This is a genomic window from Streptomyces sp. NBC_00414 (assembly GCF_036038375.1).
In the GTDB taxonomy this organism is placed as follows: Bacteria; Actinomycetota; Actinomycetes; order Streptomycetales; family Streptomycetaceae; genus Streptomyces.
Genome location: NZ_CP107935.1, coordinates 3,295,836 through 3,313,066, shown reverse-complemented (window position 1 = coordinate 3,313,066; position 17,231 = coordinate 3,295,836). Strand labels below are relative to the sequence as shown.

Here is a 17,231-nt window from a genome sequence, read left to right as displayed (position 1 = left end):
AACTAACGCTCCTGCTGGTGAGTGGGGCTGGGGAAGCTGCCGGTCTGGCCGGTACCGGCCTGACGGCCCTGCTGAATGCCCCTACGAAGATTGGTCAGCCGGCCGCGTACGTCATCAGGCGCGCGCGAGACCTGCGGACCGGTTTGGTGCTGTTGCTGCTGCTGAGCCGTTCCCGCGACAAGGTTCGCGCGGGGGACCCGGCGCGGCAGACCCGAGACGGTCACGCCACCCGCGGAGGGCTGGCGTACCCGCTCGGCCTGACGGCCGAGTTCGTCATTGGGGGTGGTCCGCCAGGAGGAGGCGGAAGCGCCGGCGGGTGCCGGACGCTGCGGTGCGGCGGCGGCAGCCTGTGCCGGCTGCTGCGGTGCCTGCTCGTTCTGGGCGCCGTCGCCGCCCTGAGCCTGGTTGAACCAGTTGGTTTCCAGGGTGTCGTACAGCGGAGTGCGCCCGTCGCCGGGACTCGTCGCCGGCGGCAGTTCCCAGCCGTCGTTCGACGCCCGCACCTCGTCGGGCCGCTGGTTCGCGGCCCTGTTGTCCGGCTCCTGGGGGAGCGTGGGACGGCGACGCGACTGCGGACGCTGCTGCGAGGGGCGGTTGCCGTTGGCGGGCCGCTCGTACTGCCCGGTGCCACCGTCCTGCCGCTCGCCGTAACCCTGCGCCGGGTACTGCCCGGTGTCCTGCTGGGCAGGCGCCGGGTACTGACCGTTGGTGCCGGTCTCGTAGCCGTTCGGGGCGTACTGCGCCGGGTCCTGGCGGTTGTACTGGCCGCCCGCCTGCGGGTTCTGCCCCGCACCGAACACGTCCGGGCGGACGAACTGTCCGCCGCCCTGCGACTGCCCGTTGCCCTGCGGCGCGTTCGTACCGGGGCGCGGGGCGTCGTAGTCGGGCCGCTGGAACTCGGCGGTGGACGCGGGTCCACCCTGCCGGTCGTCGATCCGCGGCATCTGCGAGGTGACGTCCGGCTCCTCGTGGCCGCGCGGGGCGTCCTGCGGGGAACGCGGCACCGGCGGCTGCGCGTTGTCGTCGCTCCAGCTGGGCACCCGCGGCTGCGGGTTGCCGCCCGGCAGCTCGGCGCGCGGACCGCCGCGGGGCGGCAGCTGCGGAGACTGCTGCTGGGGGCGACGGCCCTGCTCGTTGCCTGCGGGCCGCTGCTGGGGCTGCTGCGAGGAACCGGGGCCGCGGTTGCCGCCCGTGGTGTCCTGGCGACCGCCGCCGAACAGGTCCTGCTGGCCGCCGGAGTTGTTCCCGAAGCCGTTGAAGCTCTGCTGGGCACCGGCGCCTGCGGGTGCCGGCCTGCCCTGCGGGGGATACGGGGGCTGCTGCGGAGACTGCGGGTTGCGGTTGCCGCCGCCCGGCGCACCCGGTCCGCCCGGACGCCCGCCGGCTTCGGGCCTGGGCAGCGCGGCCCGCGGCGCGGTACCCGCTCCGACCTGGCCACGCTGCGGCGGCGGGTTCAGCCGGCCGCCGTTGCCACCGCCCGGAGCACCGGCGCCGAGGGCGGGACCGCCTCCGGCACCGCCCCGGCGGGCCGCCGCGACACCGGCCGCGGCCTGCGCCGCCGCCGGACCGCCGACGGCCGGGGCACCCTGGTTCTGCTTGTTGCCCGGAACCTTCTTGCCGCCCTGGGCGACATCGACCGGGAGCATGACCAGCGCGGTCGTGCCACCGGAGTCGGACGGGCGCAGCTGGATGCGGATGCCGTGCCTCTGCGACAGTCGGCCGACCACGAACAGACCCATGCGGCGGGAGACCGAGACGTCCACGGTGGGCGGCGAGGCGAGCCGCTCGTTGATCGCCGCGAGGTCCTCGGGCGAGAGGCCGATGCCGGTGTCGTGGATCTCGATCAGTACGCGGCCGTCGGGCAGCGCGTGACCGGTGACCTTGACCTTGGTCTGCGGGGAGGAGAACGAGGTGGCGTTCTCCAGCAGCTCGGCGAGCAGGTGCACGAGGTCGTTGACCACGCGTCCGGCGACCTCGGTGGTGGGCACCGAGGAGAGTTCGATGCGCTCGTACTGCTCCACCTCGGACGCGGCGGCGCGGAGAACGTCGACCAGCGGGACCGGGCGGGTCCAGCGTCGGCCGGGCTCTTCACCGGCGAGGACCAGGAGGTTCTCACCGTTACGGCGCATGCGGGTCGCGAGGTGGTCGAGCTTGAAGAGGGAGGACAGCTGGTCCGGGTCGGCCTCGCGGGACTCCAGTTCGGAGATGAGCGAGAGCTGACGCTGGATGAGGCCCTGGGAACGGCGCGAGAGGTTGGTGAACATCGCGTTGACGTTGCCCCGCAGCATGGCCTGCTCGGAGGCGAGCCGGACCGCCTCGCGGTGCACGTCGTCGAAGGCCGCGGCGACCTGGCCGATCTCGTCCTTGGAGTGCACACCGACGGACTCGACGGAGGTGTCGACGTCCTGCGGGTCCGACTCCGACAGCTGCCGGACCAGCTCGGGCAGCCGGTCCTGGGCGACCTTCGTCGCCGTGTCCTGCAGCCGGCGCAGCGAGCGGATCATCGAGCGGGCCACCACGAACGCGCCGACCAGCGAGACACCGAGCACCAGCAGGATCAGCGCACCGGAGATGATCGCTTCCTGCTCGGCCTCGTTGCGCAGCTCGCGGGCCTTCTGCTCCATCTGGTTGAGGAGCGTCAGCTCGATCTTCGACATCTCCTGGTACCTGGAGGAGGAGGCGTCGACCCAGTCCAGGTAGGAGCGCTTGGCCTGCAGCTGCAGACCGTTGTTGCGCGGGAGCACGCGGCCCAGATAGCCGTCGGCGTCCTTGATGGTCGGGTTCGGGTCGTCGAGGGGCTTGGTGAGCTGCCCCGCGTTGCCCTCGTAGATGTTGGCGAAGCTGGTGAGCTCGAACCGCTGGTTCTCGAAGGCGGCGAGACCGTACTGCCGGTCGTTCGGCGAGAGCTCGCCGACCGTCTTGTCCGTGGCCGGCAGGGCCGCGGCGATGACCGCGCGCTGGATCGACGCGTACTCCTTGGCGGTGGAGAACGCCGCCAGGGCGCGCGTGCGCTGGATCATCTCCGGGTTGCTGGTCGCCTCGGCCATGTCCTGGGAGAGGCCGAGCAGCTGCTCGATGAGCCGGTGGTACGCCTCGACCGACTGGGACGAGTTGTCGTCGTCCAGGAAGGCGCTGTTGCGGACCTTGCTCAGAGTGTTCAGCTGGGTGGCGATGGCCACCACGTTGTCGCGGACGCCGTCGAGGTTCGCGTTGTTGTCCGCGTCGTCGAGCTCGTGGGTGCCTTCCAGGAAGGCGGCACGGGCGCGGTCCGTCTTGTCGCGCAGGCCCTTGATCGAGACGTCGCTGGCCTTGGTGCCGTTGGAGAGCGGACCGGCCGTCTTGTCGCGCTCCTCCTGGAGCGCGGTGGCGAGCTGGGTCGCCTGCTTCGTCATGTCGGTCAGCAGCTTCATGTTCTCAAGCTGCTGGATCTCGTCCATGGTGTCGCTGATGCGCAGCGCGCCCAGCGAGGTGGCGGCGACCACGGGCAGCGCGAGCAGCGAGACCAGACGCGTGGAGATGCGCCAGTTGCGCAGGGCTATTCGCGAGCCGGGCCCCTCGGGGGCCTTCGCCTTGGGGGGCGCGGTGGACGCGGCGCCGGGAGCACCGTTCCCCGCGCTCGGACCGCCCTTGCCCTGGGCGCCCTTGGGCGCACCGGGCCGCGTGGAGCGGTCACCGCTGTTGCCGGCCTGCGCCGGTCCCGGGTTCTGGGCGTGCTGGGGCGAGGAGCCGACTGCCCTGGGGCCAGTCCCGCCTTGCGGCTCCGGCTCCGCCGAAGCGCTGCCATCCCTCTTGAAACGTCCCTGCACTAGCGTCGCAACCTCTGGACCAGGCGCCCCTCCGCGTGAACGGCGGGACGGTGTCGGCGTCTTGGGAGCGCCCTGAATGCGCTCCCATGGTGGTCGTGAGTGACCGGCGCAGGTTCCCCTTTCCCGCCGCCACTCGGCGCTGCGTTGCGCCCCTGCGCGCCGGGTCGTTCCTGCGGCGGTCCGAGGAATTCCAGCACAGTGCCGGATCTCCAACAAGGCCCATGAGTCATGCTGTGACCTCCGTGACGCGTTGTGAGGGCAGCGTTACGAGACGTAGAAAGTGACCTCATCCATAACGGACACATAGGGACGAGACCTTCGTGAGTAAGCGGTGTCCCAGTCGCCATGATCAGGAGCGGAATGATGTCTTCCGTGGTGCAATGTCCGTTTAGGTGCTTGAAGTTGGGAGTCCGGATTGACCTAAATGCCCAGGGGTAAGTGAGGAAACTCACACGACGATCACGTCGTCTTCACAGCTTCGACGGGGAAGCGCATGTTTAGCCTGACGCTTTACAGGGATGGCAAATCCGACAACCCGCGCCTACGTGACGGTTCACGAACCGGTCGGCGCCACTATGGAACAGGGCCTGTAACCCCAGATGAAGACGACGATGACGTTCCTCAACATAGCCAACCCGCGACGCACCACCCTGGCGCACCTCGACGACGCCGAGGAGTTGCGCACGCCGGAGCGGCAGGGGCACGCCGTCGAGCTCCCCGCGCAGACCGCCAACCCCCGGCGCACGATCCTGATGGACGTACCGGTCGCGGCGGCGGTCACCGAGTAGGCACCCTCCCGGCGGGCCCACGGCCCGCCGTGCGCGAGGCGCCCGCCCCTTGCCGCGTTAGCCTGGAGCGTCAGACTCCGGCCAGCTCAGTGAGGGGCGCAAGGACACCGTGCGCATCGCCAGGTTCTCCATCGACGGCAACGTCGCGTTCGGTGCGGTCGAGGGCGAGAGCCCTCCTGGATCGACCGACGGCCTCGTGCTCGACATCATCAAGGGCATCCCGTTCGCGGACTTCGAGCTCTCCGGGACCAAGGTCCCGCTGAGCAAGGTCCGGCTCCTGCCGCCCGTGCTCCCCAACAAGGTCGTGGCCTTCGGCCGCAACTACGCGGAGCACGCCAAGGAGATGGGCGGCGAGGTGCCCGACGCCCCGTTCGCCTTCTTCAAGCCCTCCACCTCGGTGATCGGCTCCGGCGACGACATCGCGTACCCCTCCTTCTCCGAGGAGCTGCACCACGAGGCCGAGCTGGCCGTGGTCATCGGCCGGATGTGCCGTGAGGTGCCGCGCGAACGCGTCAAGGACGTGATCCTCGGCTACACCTGCGCCAACGACGTCACCGCGCGCGACGTCCAGCGGCGCGAGAAGCAGTGGGCCAGGGCCAAGGGCTTCGACTCCTCCTGCCCCCTCGGCCCCTGGGTGGAGACGGACCTCGACCCGTCCGACCTCACCATCCAGTGCACGGTCAACGGCCAACAGCGCCAGCTGGGCCGCACCAGCGAGATGATCCACTCCATCGAGGATCTGATCGTCAACATCACCGAGGCCATGACGCTGCTCCCCGGCGACGTCATCCTCACGGGCACCCCCGCGGGGGTCGGCCCGCTCAGTGTCGGCGACGAGGTCGCCGTCACCATCGAAGGCATCGGCACTCTCACCAACAAGGTGATCAAGCGTGGCTAACGCGAACTCCCCCAAGTCCTCGACTCCGCTCGGACAGGGGGTGCCCCCACGCGTACGTTTCTGTCCGTCCCCGACCGGCAACCCCCACGTGGGCCTGGTCCGCACGGCCCTCTTCAACTGGGCGTACGCCCGCCACACCGGCGGCACGTTCGTCTTCCGCATCGAGGACACCGACGCGGCCCGCGACTCCGAGGAGTCGTACGAGCAGCTCCTGGACTCGCTGCGCTGGCTGGGCTTCGACTGGGACGAGGGCCCCGAGATCGGCGGCCCCCACGCGCCGTACCGCCAGTCGCAGCGCATGGACCTCTACAAGGACGTCGCCGACAAGCTCCTGGACGCGGGCCGCGCCTACCACTGCTACTGCTCGACGCCGGAGCTGGACGCCCGCCGCGACGCGGCCCGCGCCGTCGGCAAGCCGTCCGGCTACGACGGCCACTGCCGCGACCTGAGCGCCGAGCAGAAGAGCGCGTACGAGGCGGAGGGCCGCACACCCATCGTGCGTTTCCGTATGCCCGACGAGCCGATCACCTTCACGGACCTGGTCCGCGGGGAGATCACGTACCTCCCGGAGAACGTGCCGGACTACGGCATCGTCCGCGCCAACGGCGCCCCGCTCTACACGCTGGTCAACCCGGTCGACGACGCGCTGATGGAGATCACGCACGTCCTGCGCGGCGAGGACCTGCTCTCCTCCACCCCCCGCCAGATCGCCCTCTACAAGGCGCTCACCGAGCTGGGCATCGCCAAGGAGACCCCGGCCTTCGGCCACCTCCCGTACGTGATGGGCGAGGGCAACAAGAAGCTCTCCAAGCGCGACCCCGAGTCGTCGCTGAACCTCTACCGGGAGCGCGGCTTCCTCCCGGAGGGCCTGCTGAACTACCTGTCCCTGCTGGGCTGGTCGCTCTCGGCGGACCGCGACATCTTCACCATCGAGGAGATGGTCGCCGCCTTCGACGTCACGGACGTCAACCCCAACCCGGCCCGCTTCGACCTCAAGAAGGCCGAGGCCATCAACGCGGACCACATCCGGCTGCTCGACGTGAAGGAGTTCGCCGAGCGCTGCGCCCCCTGGCTGAAGGCACCCTTCGCGCCCTGGGCGCCGGAGGACTTCGACGCGGCCAAGTGGGACGCGATCGCCCCGCACGCCCAGACCCGCCTCAAGGTGCTCTCCGAGATCACCGACAACGTCGACTTCCTGTTCCTGCCGGAGCCGGCCGTCGACGAGGCGTCCTGGACCAAGGCGATGAAGGAGGGCTCCGACGCCCTGCTCGCGACGGCCCGCGAGAAGCTCGACGCCGCCGACTGGACCTCCGCCGAGTCCCTCAAGGAGGCCGTGCTCGCGGCCGGCGAGGCCCACGGCCTCAAGCTGGGCAAGGCGCAGGCCCCGGTCCGCGTCGCCGTCACCGGCCGCACGATCGGCCTGCCCCTCTTCGAGTCCCTGGAGATCCTGGGCAAGGAGAAGTCGCTGGCCCGCATCGACGCGGCGCTGGCGAAGCTGACCGCGTAGGCGATACGCGGGAGACGGACGAGGGGCGGCATCCGCAGCGGATGCCGCCCCTTCCCACGTCCGCCGGGAGCGGCGCCGGAGGTACCGTCGGGGCATGACGATCCGAGCCGTGCTGTGGGACGTGGACGACACGATCTTCGACTACACCACGGCGGACCGCGCCGGAATGCGCGGACATCTCGCCGCCGAGGGCCTGCTCGACGAGTACGCCTCCGTCGAGCAGGCCCTCGGCCGCTGGCGCGAGCTCACCGACGAGCAGTGGGCGAGGTTCGCGGCGGGGCAGGTGGACTGGGAGGGTGGCCGCCGGGACCGGGTCCGGGCGTTCCTGGACCGGCCCCTCACCGACGCGGAGGCGGAGGGCTGGTTCGTCCGGTACCTGAGCCACTACGAGCGGGCCTGGGCGCTGTTCCCGGACGTCCTGCCCGTCCTCGACCTCCTGGCGGGCAGCCACCGCCACGCGGTGCTCTCCAACTCCAGCCTCCGTGTCCAGGACCACAAGCTGCGCGTACTCGGCGTGCGGGAGCGCTTCGAATCGGTGCTGTGCGCGGCCGAACTGGGCGTCTCCAAGCCCGCGGCGGAGGCCTTCCACACGGCCTGCGAGGCGCTGGAACTGCCACCGCACCAGGTCGCGTACGTCGGGGACCATCCGGAGATCGACGGGCGGGGCGCGGCCGACGCGGGCCTGTTCTCCGTCTGGATCGACCGCACCGGCACGGGCACCGTCACACCCCCCGGTCCGGACGCCGAGGCGGGCCCGCCGGTGCGTCCGCTCTCCCGCCCGCGCCGCATCGTCTCGCTGGCCGAACTCCCCGCGATCCTCCGGCCCGATACCCGTTTTGGAGCGCCGTCCACCTTCAGGTAATGTTCTTCCTGCGCCGCCGGAGTGCGGGCCGAAAGGTCACAGGCCGGAGGCGCAAGCTAAAACAAAAACCCCATGGGGTTGAGTTTCAGTGGCCTATGGTGTAATTGGCAGCACGACGGTTTCTGGTTCCGTTAGTCTAGGTTCGAGTCCTGGTAGGCCAGCTCGCAGAGCTTATCTGCACAAGCAGAGACCAGCTCTGCAAGGCCCCCGTTGTGTAGCGGCCTAGCACGCCGCCCTCTCAAGGCGGTAGCGCCGGTTCGAATCCGGTCGGGGGTACAGATCCTTCCCAGGGGGTCAGTCCGGGTCGCACCCGCTGACTCTCATGCAGGATCGCTAGGGCCCCCGTTGTGTAGCGGCCTAGCACGCTGCCCTCTCACGGCAGTAGCGCCGGTTCGAATCCGGTCGGGGGTACAGGTGGTCTAGACCATCATTGGGCTATGGTGTAATTGGCAACACGACGGTTTCTGGTTCCGTTGTTCTAGGTTCGAGTCCTGGTAGCCCAGCTGGATCACTCGTGATCCTCGCCCCCGTTGTGTAGCGGCCTAGCACGCTGCCCTCTCACGGCAGTAGCGCCGGTTCGAATCCGGTCGGGGGTACACATCGAAGAAGCCCTCCCCGTCCAGGGGAGGGCTTCTTCGTGTTGCGCGCCTTGCGGGCATCGAGTGCCGAGGGCATCGAGTGAGGACATCAACCCTGGCCGTTCGCTGCGGCGTTGAAGCGATCGGCAGGGGAGTCGACGGACGGTCTCAGCTGGTGCGGCGCAGGGCTTCCGACAGACGCGAGGCCGCGTCGATGATCGCCTGGGCGTGCATCCGGCCCGGGTGGCGCGTCAGCCGCTCGATCGGCCCCGACACCGAGACGGCGGCGACCACGCGGTTCGAGGGCCCGCGCACCGGCGCGGAGACGGACGCGACGCCCGGCTCCCGCTCACCGATCGACTGGGCCCAGCCCCGGCGCCGTACCCCCGACAGGGCCGTCGCCGTGAAGCGGGCGCCCTGGAGGCCGCGGTGCAGACGCTCCGGCTCCTCCCAGGCCATCAGGATCTGGGCCGAGGAGCCGGCTTTCATGGTGAGGGTCGAGCCGACCGGGACCGTGTCCCGCAGGCCCGACAGGCGCTCCGCCGCGGCGACGCAGATACGCATGTCGCCCTGGCGGCGGTAGAGCTGCGCGCTCTCGCCCGTGATGTCGCGCAGGTGCGTGAGCACCGGCCCCGCCGTCGCGAGGAGGCGGTCCTCGCCCGCGGCCGCGGCCAGCTCGGCCAGCCGGGGGCCGAGAATGAAACGGCCCTGCATGTCACGCGCCACCATCCGGTGGTGTTCAAGTGCCACGGCGAGGCGATGTGCCGTGGGTCGTGCCAGTCCGGTCGCCGCGACCAGTCCCGCGAGGGTGGCCGGACCGGACTCCAGTGCGCTCAGGACAAGGGCTGCCTTGTCCAGAACGCCGACGCCGCTACTGTTGTCCATGAAACGATACTCGCGTCTCACTCTGTGAAACGCAAGTTCAATTTTCGGTGGAACGCGCCACCCTGATACATACACGGCCCGTGGACCGACGGGCCTGGCGGAAGACGTCCGGTACCGGGGGTACGGGCGCCCGCCGCCTCGGAAATCTCTAGTTGGGCCGGCGCCTCACAGGCCGGCCGGAGGGAAAGCGATGGGTAGGACACTCGCGGAGAAGGTCTGGGACGACCACGTCGTCCGGCGCGCTGAGGGCGAGCCCGACCTTCTCTTCATCGATCTGCACCTGCTGCACGAGGTGACCAGCCCCCAGGCCTTCGACGGCCTCCGTCAGGCGGGGCGCCCCGTGCGTCGTCTCGACCTCACCATCGCGACCGAGGACCACAACACCCCCACCCTCGACATCGACAAGCCCATCGCGGATCCGGTCTCCCGGGCCCAGCTGGAGACGCTGCGCAAGAACTGCGCCGACTTCGGCGTGCGGCTGCACTCGCTGGGCGACGTCGAGCAGGGTGTCGTCCACGTCGTGGGCCCGCAGCTGGGCCTGACCCAGCCCGGCACCACGGTCGTGTGCGGTGACTCCCACACCTCCACGCACGGCGCCTTCGGCGCGCTGGCGTTCGGCATCGGCACCTCCCAGGTGGAGCACGTGCTGGCCACCCAGACACTGCCGCTGGCCCGCCCCAGGACCATGGCCATCACGGTCGACGGCGAACTGCCCGAGGACGTCACGGCCAAGGACCTGATCCTGGCGATCATCACCAAGATCGGTACCGGCGGCGGCCAGGGCTACATCCTGGAATACCGCGGCTCCGCCATCGAGAAGCTCTCGATGGAGGCCCGCATGACCATCTGCAACATGTCGATCGAGGCCGGCGCCCGCGCGGGCATGATCGCCCCCGACGAGACCACCTTCGAGTACATCGAGGGCCGCGCCCACGCCCCCCAGGGCGAGGACTGGGACGCCGCCGTCGCGTACTGGAAGACCCTGAAGTCCGACGACGACGCGGAATTCGACGCGGAGGTCGTCATCGACGCCGCCTCCCTCGCGCCGTTCGTCACCTGGGGCACCAACCCCGGCCAGGGAGCACCGCTTTCGGCGGCCGTCCCCGACCCGGCTTCGTACGAAGACGCTTCGGAGCGCCACGCCGCCGAAAAGGCCCTGGAATACATGGGGTTGACCGCCGGACAGCCGCTGCGGGACATCAAGGTGGACACCGTCTTCGTAGGTTCGTGCACCAACGGCCGTATCGAGGACCTGCGCGCCGCCGCCGCGATCGTCGGGGGCCGCAAAGTCGCCGACGGCGTACGGATGCTGGTGGTTCCCGGCTCCGCGCGCGTCGGTCTGCAGGCCGTCTCCGAGGGCCTGGACCTGGTCTTCAAGGAGGCCGGCGCCGAATGGCGGCACGCGGGCTGCTCGATGTGTCTGGGCATGAACCCCGACCAGCTGGCACCCGGCGAGCGCTCCGCGTCCACCTCCAACCGCAACTTCGAGGGCAGGCAGGGCAAGGGCGGCCGTACGCACCTGGTGTCGCCGCAGGTCGCCGCGGCCACGGCGGTACTGGGCCATCTGGCCTCCCCCGCCGACCTGTCCGACGCCGACGTTCGCACGCCCGCTGGAGTCTGAGAGCCATGGAAGCATTCACCAAGCACACCGGCCGGGCCGTCCCGCTGCGCCGCAGCAACGTGGACACCGACCAGATCATCCCCGCCCACTGGCTCAAGAAGGTGACCAGGGACGGTTTCGAGGACGGGCTCTTCGAGGCCTGGCGCAAGGACTCGTCCTTCATCCTCAACCAGAGCGAGCGCACGGGCGCCACGGTCCTGATCGCGGGATCCGACTTCGGCACCGGCTCCTCGCGCGAGCACGCCGTGTGGGCCCTGCAGAACTACGGCTTCAAGGCCGTCATCTCGTCCCGCTTCGCGGACATCTTCCGTGGCAACTCTCTCAAGAACGGCCTGCTCACAGTGGTTCTGGAGCAGAAGATCGTGGACGCGCTCTGGGAGCTCACCGAGAAGGACCCCGAGGCCGAGGTCACCGTCGACCTGGAGGCCCGTGAGGTGCGCGCCGAGGGCATCACGGCCGCCTTCGAGCTCGACGAGAACGCCCGCTGGCGGCTGCTGAACGGGCTGGACGACATCTCCATCACCCTCCAGAACGAGGCGGACATCTCCACGTTCGAGTCCAAGCGGCCCTCCTACAAGCCGCGGACCGTTCAGGTCTGACCGGAGCCGAACCCGCAGGGCTGATTCCAGCCACGCAACAGGCCTCTGTACCCCCAATCGTGGACGGTTGGGGGTACATCTGTGTGCGGTTCCGGAAGAGGGGTTCCGGCCTTTGTGATTGGCCTCAACTGCCCTTGTTTCAAGGGTCTTTGATGGGGTAGCCGAGACCCCGCAGAGCCTTGTGGAGAGGCGCGTGGGAGGCCGTCGGGAGGCGGTAGTTACCCCCTGCGCAGGCGACAACTCGCCCCAGATGGCACAATCTGTGCATGGAACACGACGGCCAACTCGACCTCTATGCGGCAGTCGCGTCCCAACTCAAGGAAGCGCACACAACGGTGCGCGCACTGCAAGTCCCGGAGGGCGTACGGATGGCGCTGACCCGGAAGCTGCTGGTCATTACGGCCGTGGCCAAACACGATCTCGCCGATGCGACAAGGCGTCTGGAGCGGTTCACGACGGACCTCGACGAGGGCCGAATCCCCGAAGAGGAACGCTGAGGAACTTGGGCGACAGTCCCAGTTCGTTGCGGCACAAGGGTGATTAGCCCGTTTCGTGTTTGATTTGCGGTATATATCTGCCTAACGTGCGAAAAAGCTTGAACACTTTCGTTCTGGCAATGTCTCCGAAGGGGAAGACGTGAACAAGGCGCAGCTCGTAGAAGCGATTGCCGACAAGGTCGGCGGGCGTCAGCAGGCCGCTGACGCGGTCGACGCCGTACTGGACGCCGTGGTGCGTGCAGTTGTCGGCGGGGACCGGGTCTCGGTCACCGGCTTCGGTTCCTTCGAGAAGGTGGACCGTCCGGCCCGTTACGCCCGTAACCCGCAGACCGGAGAGCGGGTTCGGGTCAAGAAGACCTCCGTGCCGCGTTTCCGCGCGGGCCAGGGGTTCAAGGACCTGGTGAGCGGCTCGAAGAAGCTCCCCAAGAACGACGTCGCGGTCAAGAAGGCCCCCAAGGGCAGCCTGAGCGGTGGCGCTTCCGCCACGGTCAAGAAGGCCGCGGCCAAGAAGGCCACCACCGCCAGGAAGGCGACGGGGGCCGCGAAGAAGACCACGGCCGCGGCGACGACCAGGAAGGCGACCGCGGCGAAGAAGACCTCCTCGGCGGCCGCGAAGAAGACCACCGCCACGGCCAAGAAGACGACCGCCAAGAAGACCTCGGCGGCCGCCAAGAAGACCACGGCCAAGAAGGCCACGGCCAAGAAGACCACCGCGAAGAAGGCGGCGGCGAAGAAGGCCCCCGCGAAGAAGGCGGCGGCCAAGAAGGCCCCGGCCAAGAAGTCGGCGGCCCGCAGCACCACCACCGCCAAGAAGGCCACCGCCCGCAGGTAGACAGGGGCGTAGGGCATAAACGCGCCGGGCCGGGCTCCCACGGGGGAGCCCGGCCCGCGGCGTTTTCAGAAGCTCAGAAGCTCAGAAGCTCAGAAGGCCAGAAGGCCAGAAGGCCAGAAGCTCAGAAGGTCTGCAGGGTCACCAGCGTGATGCGGCGGTCGTCCCGCTCGCCGTCGACCTCGATCCGTACGCGCTGGCCCGGACGGAGCAGTCTGAGGCCGCCCTTGTCGAACGCCGGGGCGTCGAAGGGGACGGGGGTGCCGTCGTCCAGCAGCACCTGGCCGGAGCGGGTTTCGGGGTCGTATGTGTACGCGGTCGCCTGCATGGGGGAAGAGTATGCGGTTCCCCTTGCCGGGGGAGGGGGTGTCTGGGGTCGGCGGGTACGCGCGGGCCGGTGGGGGCTGGTCGCGCCCCCGCGGCGGAGCCGCACAATGTCGCAGCCCCGCGCCTCTGAAGGGGCTCAGGCTGCTGTGAGGCGTTGGACCGCCGCTGCCGTGCGCGGGCCCACGCCCAGGGCCAGGGCCGCTCGCAGGTCCGCGCCCGTATCCACGTCCTGGCGCACGGAATCCACCGCGGGCAGGAGAAGTTCCATGGCGCCCGACGCGCGATGGCGGGCGCGGGAATCCGTTCCGAAAGCGGGAAGCAATTCGTGGCCGGGCGACGCGGCCAGGAGAGTGGTGCCGAATCCGGCGGCATCGGTGAGGAAAGCCCGGGGGAATTCGGCGGCCGAGGTGAGCACGCGGGCCAATTCCGGCGGGCGCAGCGCGGGCAGATCCGCGTTCAGGGCCGCCAGCGGAGTGTGCGGTTTTCTGGTGCGTACGACCGCCGCCGCGTGCCTCAGGGCGGCGTTCAGACCGCCCCCGGGCTCGTCCGGGACGATCCGGGCACCCAGGGCGGCCAGCTCGCGTCCGGCCAGCGCGTCGCCCGTGACTACGGCCACATCCGCGACTTCCGGGCAGGCCAGCGCCGCGGCCACCGTGTCCTGTGCGAAGGCGAGGGCGAGCCCGGGGCGCAGACCGTCGGCCGCGGTGTCCGACAGCCTGCTCTTCGCCCGCGCAAGGGCTTTGAGGGGTACGACCAAGATCCACTGCACGAGCGCTCCGTCCCTCCCTTGTCCCGTCCATTGTCCCCCGGGCACCGGGAAGGGTCCGAGGCCGGGGCGTACGGTGTTCTCGACAGACAGGCGGCCCGGGGCGACACTTGTGCGGCCCCCCAGGCCCAAGAGGAAGGTGTTCGCGTGTCCCGCCGCAGAATCGGCTTCTGGTACCGCTTCTCAGCGGTCCTCGTCAAACCGCCGCTGGTGGTTCTGATCAAGCGGGACTGGCGCGGAATGGAGAACATTCCTGCCGATGGCGGATTTATCACCGTGGTGAACCACAATTCTCACGCGGATCCGTTCGCCTACGGGCACTTTCAGTACAACACCGGCCGGGTTCCGCGTTTCCTCGCCAAGAGCGGGCTTTTCAAGAGCGGATTCGTGGGGGCGGCCATGCGGGGGACCGGGCAGATCCCGGTGTACCGCGAGAGTTCCGACGCGCTCAGCGCCTACAGGGCCGCGATCGACGCCGTGGAACGCGGGGAATGCGTCGCCTTCTATCCCGAGGCCACCCTCACCCGTGACCCCGGCCTGTGGCCGATGACCGGCAAGACGGGTGCCGCGCGGGTCGCGCTGCAGACCAGGTGCCCGGTGATTCCGGTAGCCCAGTGGGGCGCCAACCACCTGCTGGCCCCGTACGCGAAGAAGCCCGACTTCTTTCCGCGCAAGACGCACCATGTGCTCGCGGGCCCGCCCGTGGACCTCTCGCGCTTCTACGACAAGGAGATGACCCCCGGCCTCCTGAAGGAGGCGACCGAGGTCATCATGGCCGCGATCACCGCACAGCTGGAGCTGATCCGCGGGGAGAAGGCGCCGGCCACGCGCTACGACCCGCGCCAGGTGCGCATCGAGCAGCGGCGCAGGACACGGGAACAGGACGAGCAGGAAGCGCACGACGAGCACGGCAGGCTGGACGAGCAGGAAAGGACCGCACGGGAAACGGCCGTGCGGGACACGACCGAGGCAGAGCACGAAAAGGGGCACGGCAAGTGACGACATCCGGCAGGCCCGTCAAGGCGACCGTCTTCGGGACCGGATCGTGGGGCACGGCCTTCGGCATGGTGCTCGCCGACGCCGGCTGCGACGTGACGCTGTGGGGACGGCGGGCCGAGATCGCCGAAGCGGTCAACTCCACCCGCACGAACCCCGACTACCTGCCGGGCATCGAACTCCCGGAGAACCTGCGCGCCACCACGGACGCCGCAGAGGCCGCCCGCGAAGCCGACTTCACGATCCTCGCCGTGCCCTCGCAGACCCTGCGCGGGAACCTCGCCGAATGGGCGCCGCTGCTCGCGCCCGGCACGGTGCTCGTCTCCCTCATGAAGGGGGTCGAACTCGGCTCCGCGATGCGGATGAGCGAGGTGATCGAGGACGTCGCCAAGGTCGGCGCCGACCGGATCGCCGTGGTCACCGGGCCCAACCTGGCCCGTGAGATCGCCGCCCGGATGCCGGCCGCCGCCGTGGTCGCGTGCAGCGACGAAGGCGTGGCCCAGCGCCTCCAGGCCGCCTGCCACACGCCGTACTTCCGGCCGTACACCAACACCGACGTGGTGGGCTGCGAGCTGGGCGGCGCGGTCAAGAACGTCATCGGCCTCGCCGTCGGCATCGCGGACGGTATGGGTCTCGGCGACAACGCCAAGGGGTCCCTCATCACACGGGGGTTGGCGGAGACGACCCGGCTCGGGCTCAGGATGGGCGCCGAACCGCTGACGTTCTCCGGACTCGCGGGCCTGGGCGACCTCGTGGCGACCTGCTCCTCGCCGCTCTCGCGCAACCACACCTTCGGTACGAACCTCGGCCGGGGCATGACCCTCCAGGAGACCATCGCGGTCACCAAGCAGACCGCCGAGGGCGTCAAGTCCTGTGAGTCCGTACTGGACTTGGCGCGCCGGCACGGGGTCGACATGCCCATCACGGAGACCGTCGTCGAGATCGTCCACGAGGGCAAGCCGCCGGTCGTCGCCGTCAAGGAACTGATGTCACGCAGCGCCAAGCCGGAACGGCACTGAGCGACCCCGCCACCGGCCGCTGACTCGGAGCCCTACCACCGGGTACCCTCAACCCGATATGAGCACCGAGAACCTTCCCCAGAGCCCTGAGCAGCCGCCTCGCAAGCCGCGCGTGGCCGTCGTCTTCGGCGGGCGCAGCTCCGAACACGGGATCTCCATGGTCACCGCCGGAGCCGTCCTGCGGGCCATCGACCGGACCAAGTACGACGTCCTGCCGATCGGGATCACCCGGGAAGGCCGCTGGGTGCTCACCGCCGACGACCCGGAGCGGATGACGATCACCGAGCGTCGTACGCCCGAGGTCGAGGAACTCGCCGAGTCGAGCGAGGGCGGCGTGATCCTGCCCGTCGACCCCGCCAACCGCGAAGTGGTCTACAGCGAGCCGGGTTCGGTGCCCAAGGCGCTCGGCGAGGTCGACGTCGTCTTCCCGATGCTGCACGGCCCGTACGGCGAGGACGGCACCCTGCAGGGTCTGCTGGAGCTCTCCGGTGTCCCCTACGTCGGCTCGGGCGTGCTCGCCTCGGCCGTCGGCCAGGACAAGGAGTACATGAAGCGGGTGTTCACCTCCTTCGGGCTGCCGATCGGCCCGTACGTGGTGATCCGTCCCCGCGAGTGGGAGCAGGACGAGTCGGCGGCCCGCAAGAAGATCATCGACTTCGCTGGGGAGCACGGCTGGCCGCTCTTCGTGAAGCCCGCGCGCGCCGGTTCGTCGATCGGCATCACCAAGGTCGAGGACCTGTCCGGCCTCGACGAGGCGATCGCGGAGGCCCAGCACCACGACCCGAAGATCCTCGTGGAGGCGCTGCTGCGCGGTCGCGAGATCGAGTGCGGGGTCCTGGAGTTCGAGGACGGGCCCCGGGCCTCGGTGCCGGCCGAGATCCCGCCGGTGCAGTCGCACGCCTACTACGACTTCGAGGCGAAGTACATCGACTCGACGCCCGGTATCGTGCCCGCCCCGCTGACTGCCGAGCAGACCACCGAGATCCGGCGCCTGGCCGTCGACGCCTTCGAGGCCGCCTCCTGCGAGGGGCTGGTCCGCGCGGACTTCTTCCTCACCGAGGACGGCGAGTTCGTGATCAACGAGATCAACACGATGCCCGGCTTCACGCCGATCTCCATGTACCCCAAGATGTGGGAGGCGACCGGAGTCCCGTACCCGGAACTGGTCGACCGCCTGATCCAGGCAGCCCTCCGCCGACCGACGGGCCTGCGCTGAATCTCCTCGCCTTCACGGGCACGGGCACGGGCTTTGG

General features: G+C 69.6%; 15 protein-coding genes and 5 tRNA genes. 16 read left to right on the top strand and 4 right to left on the bottom strand.

What is annotated here, in order from left to right:
• Positions 1 to 2: 2 nt before the first annotated feature.
• Complete coding sequence (locus OHS59_RS14085; RefSeq protein ID WP_328493745.1) at positions 3 to 3,806, bottom strand: nitrate- and nitrite sensing domain-containing protein; 3,804 nt, start codon at positions 3,804 to 3,806, stop codon at positions 3 to 5.
• A gap of 599 nt (positions 3,807 to 4,405) precedes the next feature.
• On the opposite strand from OHS59_RS14085, the gene OHS59_RS14080 reads away from it, so the two are divergent.
• The 9 genes from OHS59_RS14080 (at position 4,406) to OHS59_RS14040 (ending at position 8,457) form a co-directional block, all read left to right on the top strand.
• Positions 4,406 to 4,594: a hypothetical protein gene (locus tag OHS59_RS14080; protein ID WP_328493744.1), complete on the top strand. Its 189-nt coding sequence runs from the start codon at positions 4,406 to 4,408 to the stop codon at positions 4,592 to 4,594.
• A 109-nt stretch (positions 4,595 to 4,703) separates the two neighbouring features.
• On the top strand, positions 4,704 to 5,492 hold the full coding sequence (locus OHS59_RS14075) for a fumarylacetoacetate hydrolase family protein (protein ID WP_328493743.1): 789 nt from the start codon (positions 4,704 to 4,706) through the stop codon (positions 5,490 to 5,492).
• On the top strand, positions 5,485 to 6,999 hold the full coding sequence (gltX, locus tag OHS59_RS14070; RefSeq protein WP_328493742.1) for a glutamate--tRNA ligase: 1,515 nt from the start codon (positions 5,485 to 5,487) through the stop codon (positions 6,997 to 6,999). The genes OHS59_RS14075 and gltX overlap by 8 nt, the downstream gene beginning before the upstream one ends.
• A gap of 94 nt (positions 7,000 to 7,093) precedes the next feature.
• Complete coding sequence (locus tag OHS59_RS14065) at positions 7,094 to 7,861, top strand: HAD family hydrolase (protein ID WP_328493741.1); 768 nt, start codon at positions 7,094 to 7,096, stop codon at positions 7,859 to 7,861.
• Between the two features lie 89 nt (positions 7,862 to 7,950).
• A tRNA-Gln gene (locus OHS59_RS14060) sits at positions 7,951 to 8,022 on the top strand.
• Positions 8,023 to 8,064: 42 nt separating this feature from the next.
• Positions 8,065 to 8,137: transfer RNA gene (locus OHS59_RS14055), tRNA-Glu, on the top strand.
• Positions 8,138 to 8,199: 62 nt separating this feature from the next.
• A tRNA-Glu gene (locus tag OHS59_RS14050) sits at positions 8,200 to 8,272 on the top strand.
• A 20-nt stretch (positions 8,273 to 8,292) separates the two neighbouring features.
• Positions 8,293 to 8,364 (top strand) — tRNA-Gln (locus tag OHS59_RS14045).
• Positions 8,365 to 8,384: 20 nt separating this feature from the next.
• Positions 8,385 to 8,457, top strand: a tRNA-Glu gene (locus OHS59_RS14040).
• A 150-nt stretch (positions 8,458 to 8,607) separates the two neighbouring features.
• Here the strand turns inward: OHS59_RS14040 and ndgR are convergent.
• Positions 8,608 to 9,324 (bottom strand): IclR family transcriptional regulator NdgR, encoded by a 717-nt coding sequence (ndgR, locus tag OHS59_RS14035; RefSeq protein ID WP_328493740.1) that lies wholly within the window; start codon positions 9,322 to 9,324, stop codon positions 8,608 to 8,610.
• Positions 9,325 to 9,514: 190 nt separating this feature from the next.
• Between ndgR and leuC the strand changes: the two genes are divergently transcribed.
• The 4 genes from leuC to OHS59_RS14015 all read left to right on the top strand — a co-directional run bounded on the left by leuC (position 9,515) and on the right by OHS59_RS14015 (position 12,873).
• Positions 9,515 to 10,945 carry a 3-isopropylmalate dehydratase large subunit gene (leuC, locus tag OHS59_RS14030; RefSeq protein ID WP_328493739.1) on the top strand — a complete coding sequence of 477 codons (1,431 nt, stop codon included), beginning with the start codon at positions 9,515 to 9,517 and terminating at the stop codon, positions 10,943 to 10,945.
• Between the two features lie 5 nt (positions 10,946 to 10,950).
• The gene (gene leuD, locus OHS59_RS14025) at positions 10,951 to 11,544 is read left to right on the top strand and encodes a 3-isopropylmalate dehydratase small subunit (protein WP_328493738.1); all 594 of its coding nucleotides are present in this window, start codon (positions 10,951 to 10,953) and stop codon (positions 11,542 to 11,544) included.
• Positions 11,545 to 11,810: 266 nt separating this feature from the next.
• Positions 11,811 to 12,041, top strand: coding sequence for a hypothetical protein (locus OHS59_RS14020; RefSeq protein ID WP_328493737.1), 231 nt, complete (start codon positions 11,811 to 11,813; stop codon positions 12,039 to 12,041).
• A gap of 139 nt (positions 12,042 to 12,180) precedes the next feature.
• Positions 12,181 to 12,873, top strand: a complete 693-nt coding sequence (locus OHS59_RS14015; RefSeq protein WP_328493736.1) for an HU family DNA-binding protein — start codon at positions 12,181 to 12,183, stop codon at positions 12,871 to 12,873.
• Positions 12,874 to 12,994: 121 nt separating this feature from the next.
• On the opposite strand, the gene OHS59_RS14010 is transcribed toward OHS59_RS14015, so the two are convergent.
• Both OHS59_RS14010 and cofC read right to left on the bottom strand, forming a co-directional pair.
• Positions 12,995 to 13,198, bottom strand: coding sequence for a hypothetical protein (locus tag OHS59_RS14010; protein ID WP_328493735.1), 204 nt, complete (start codon positions 13,196 to 13,198; stop codon positions 12,995 to 12,997).
• A gap of 135 nt (positions 13,199 to 13,333) precedes the next feature.
• Positions 13,334 to 13,966, bottom strand: coding sequence for a 2-phospho-L-lactate guanylyltransferase (gene cofC, locus OHS59_RS14005; RefSeq protein WP_328493734.1), 633 nt, complete (start codon positions 13,964 to 13,966; stop codon positions 13,334 to 13,336).
• Between the two features lie 144 nt (positions 13,967 to 14,110).
• Between cofC and OHS59_RS14000 the strand changes: the two genes are divergently transcribed.
• The 3 genes from OHS59_RS14000 to OHS59_RS13990 are packed head-to-tail and all read left to right on the top strand — an operon-like array spanning position 14,111 to position 17,194.
• Entirely contained in the window at positions 14,111 to 14,962 is an 852-nt protein-coding gene (locus OHS59_RS14000) for a lysophospholipid acyltransferase family protein (protein WP_328493733.1), read from the top strand.
• Entirely contained in the window at positions 14,959 to 15,978 is a 1,020-nt protein-coding gene (locus tag OHS59_RS13995) for an NAD(P)H-dependent glycerol-3-phosphate dehydrogenase (protein ID WP_328493732.1), read from the top strand. Before OHS59_RS14000 ends, OHS59_RS13995 begins: the two co-directional genes overlap by 4 nt.
• Before the next feature lie 58 nt (positions 15,979 to 16,036).
• Complete coding sequence (locus OHS59_RS13990; RefSeq protein WP_328493731.1) at positions 16,037 to 17,194, top strand: D-alanine--D-alanine ligase family protein; 1,158 nt, start codon at positions 16,037 to 16,039, stop codon at positions 17,192 to 17,194.
• Positions 17,195 to 17,231 lie beyond the last annotated feature (37 nt).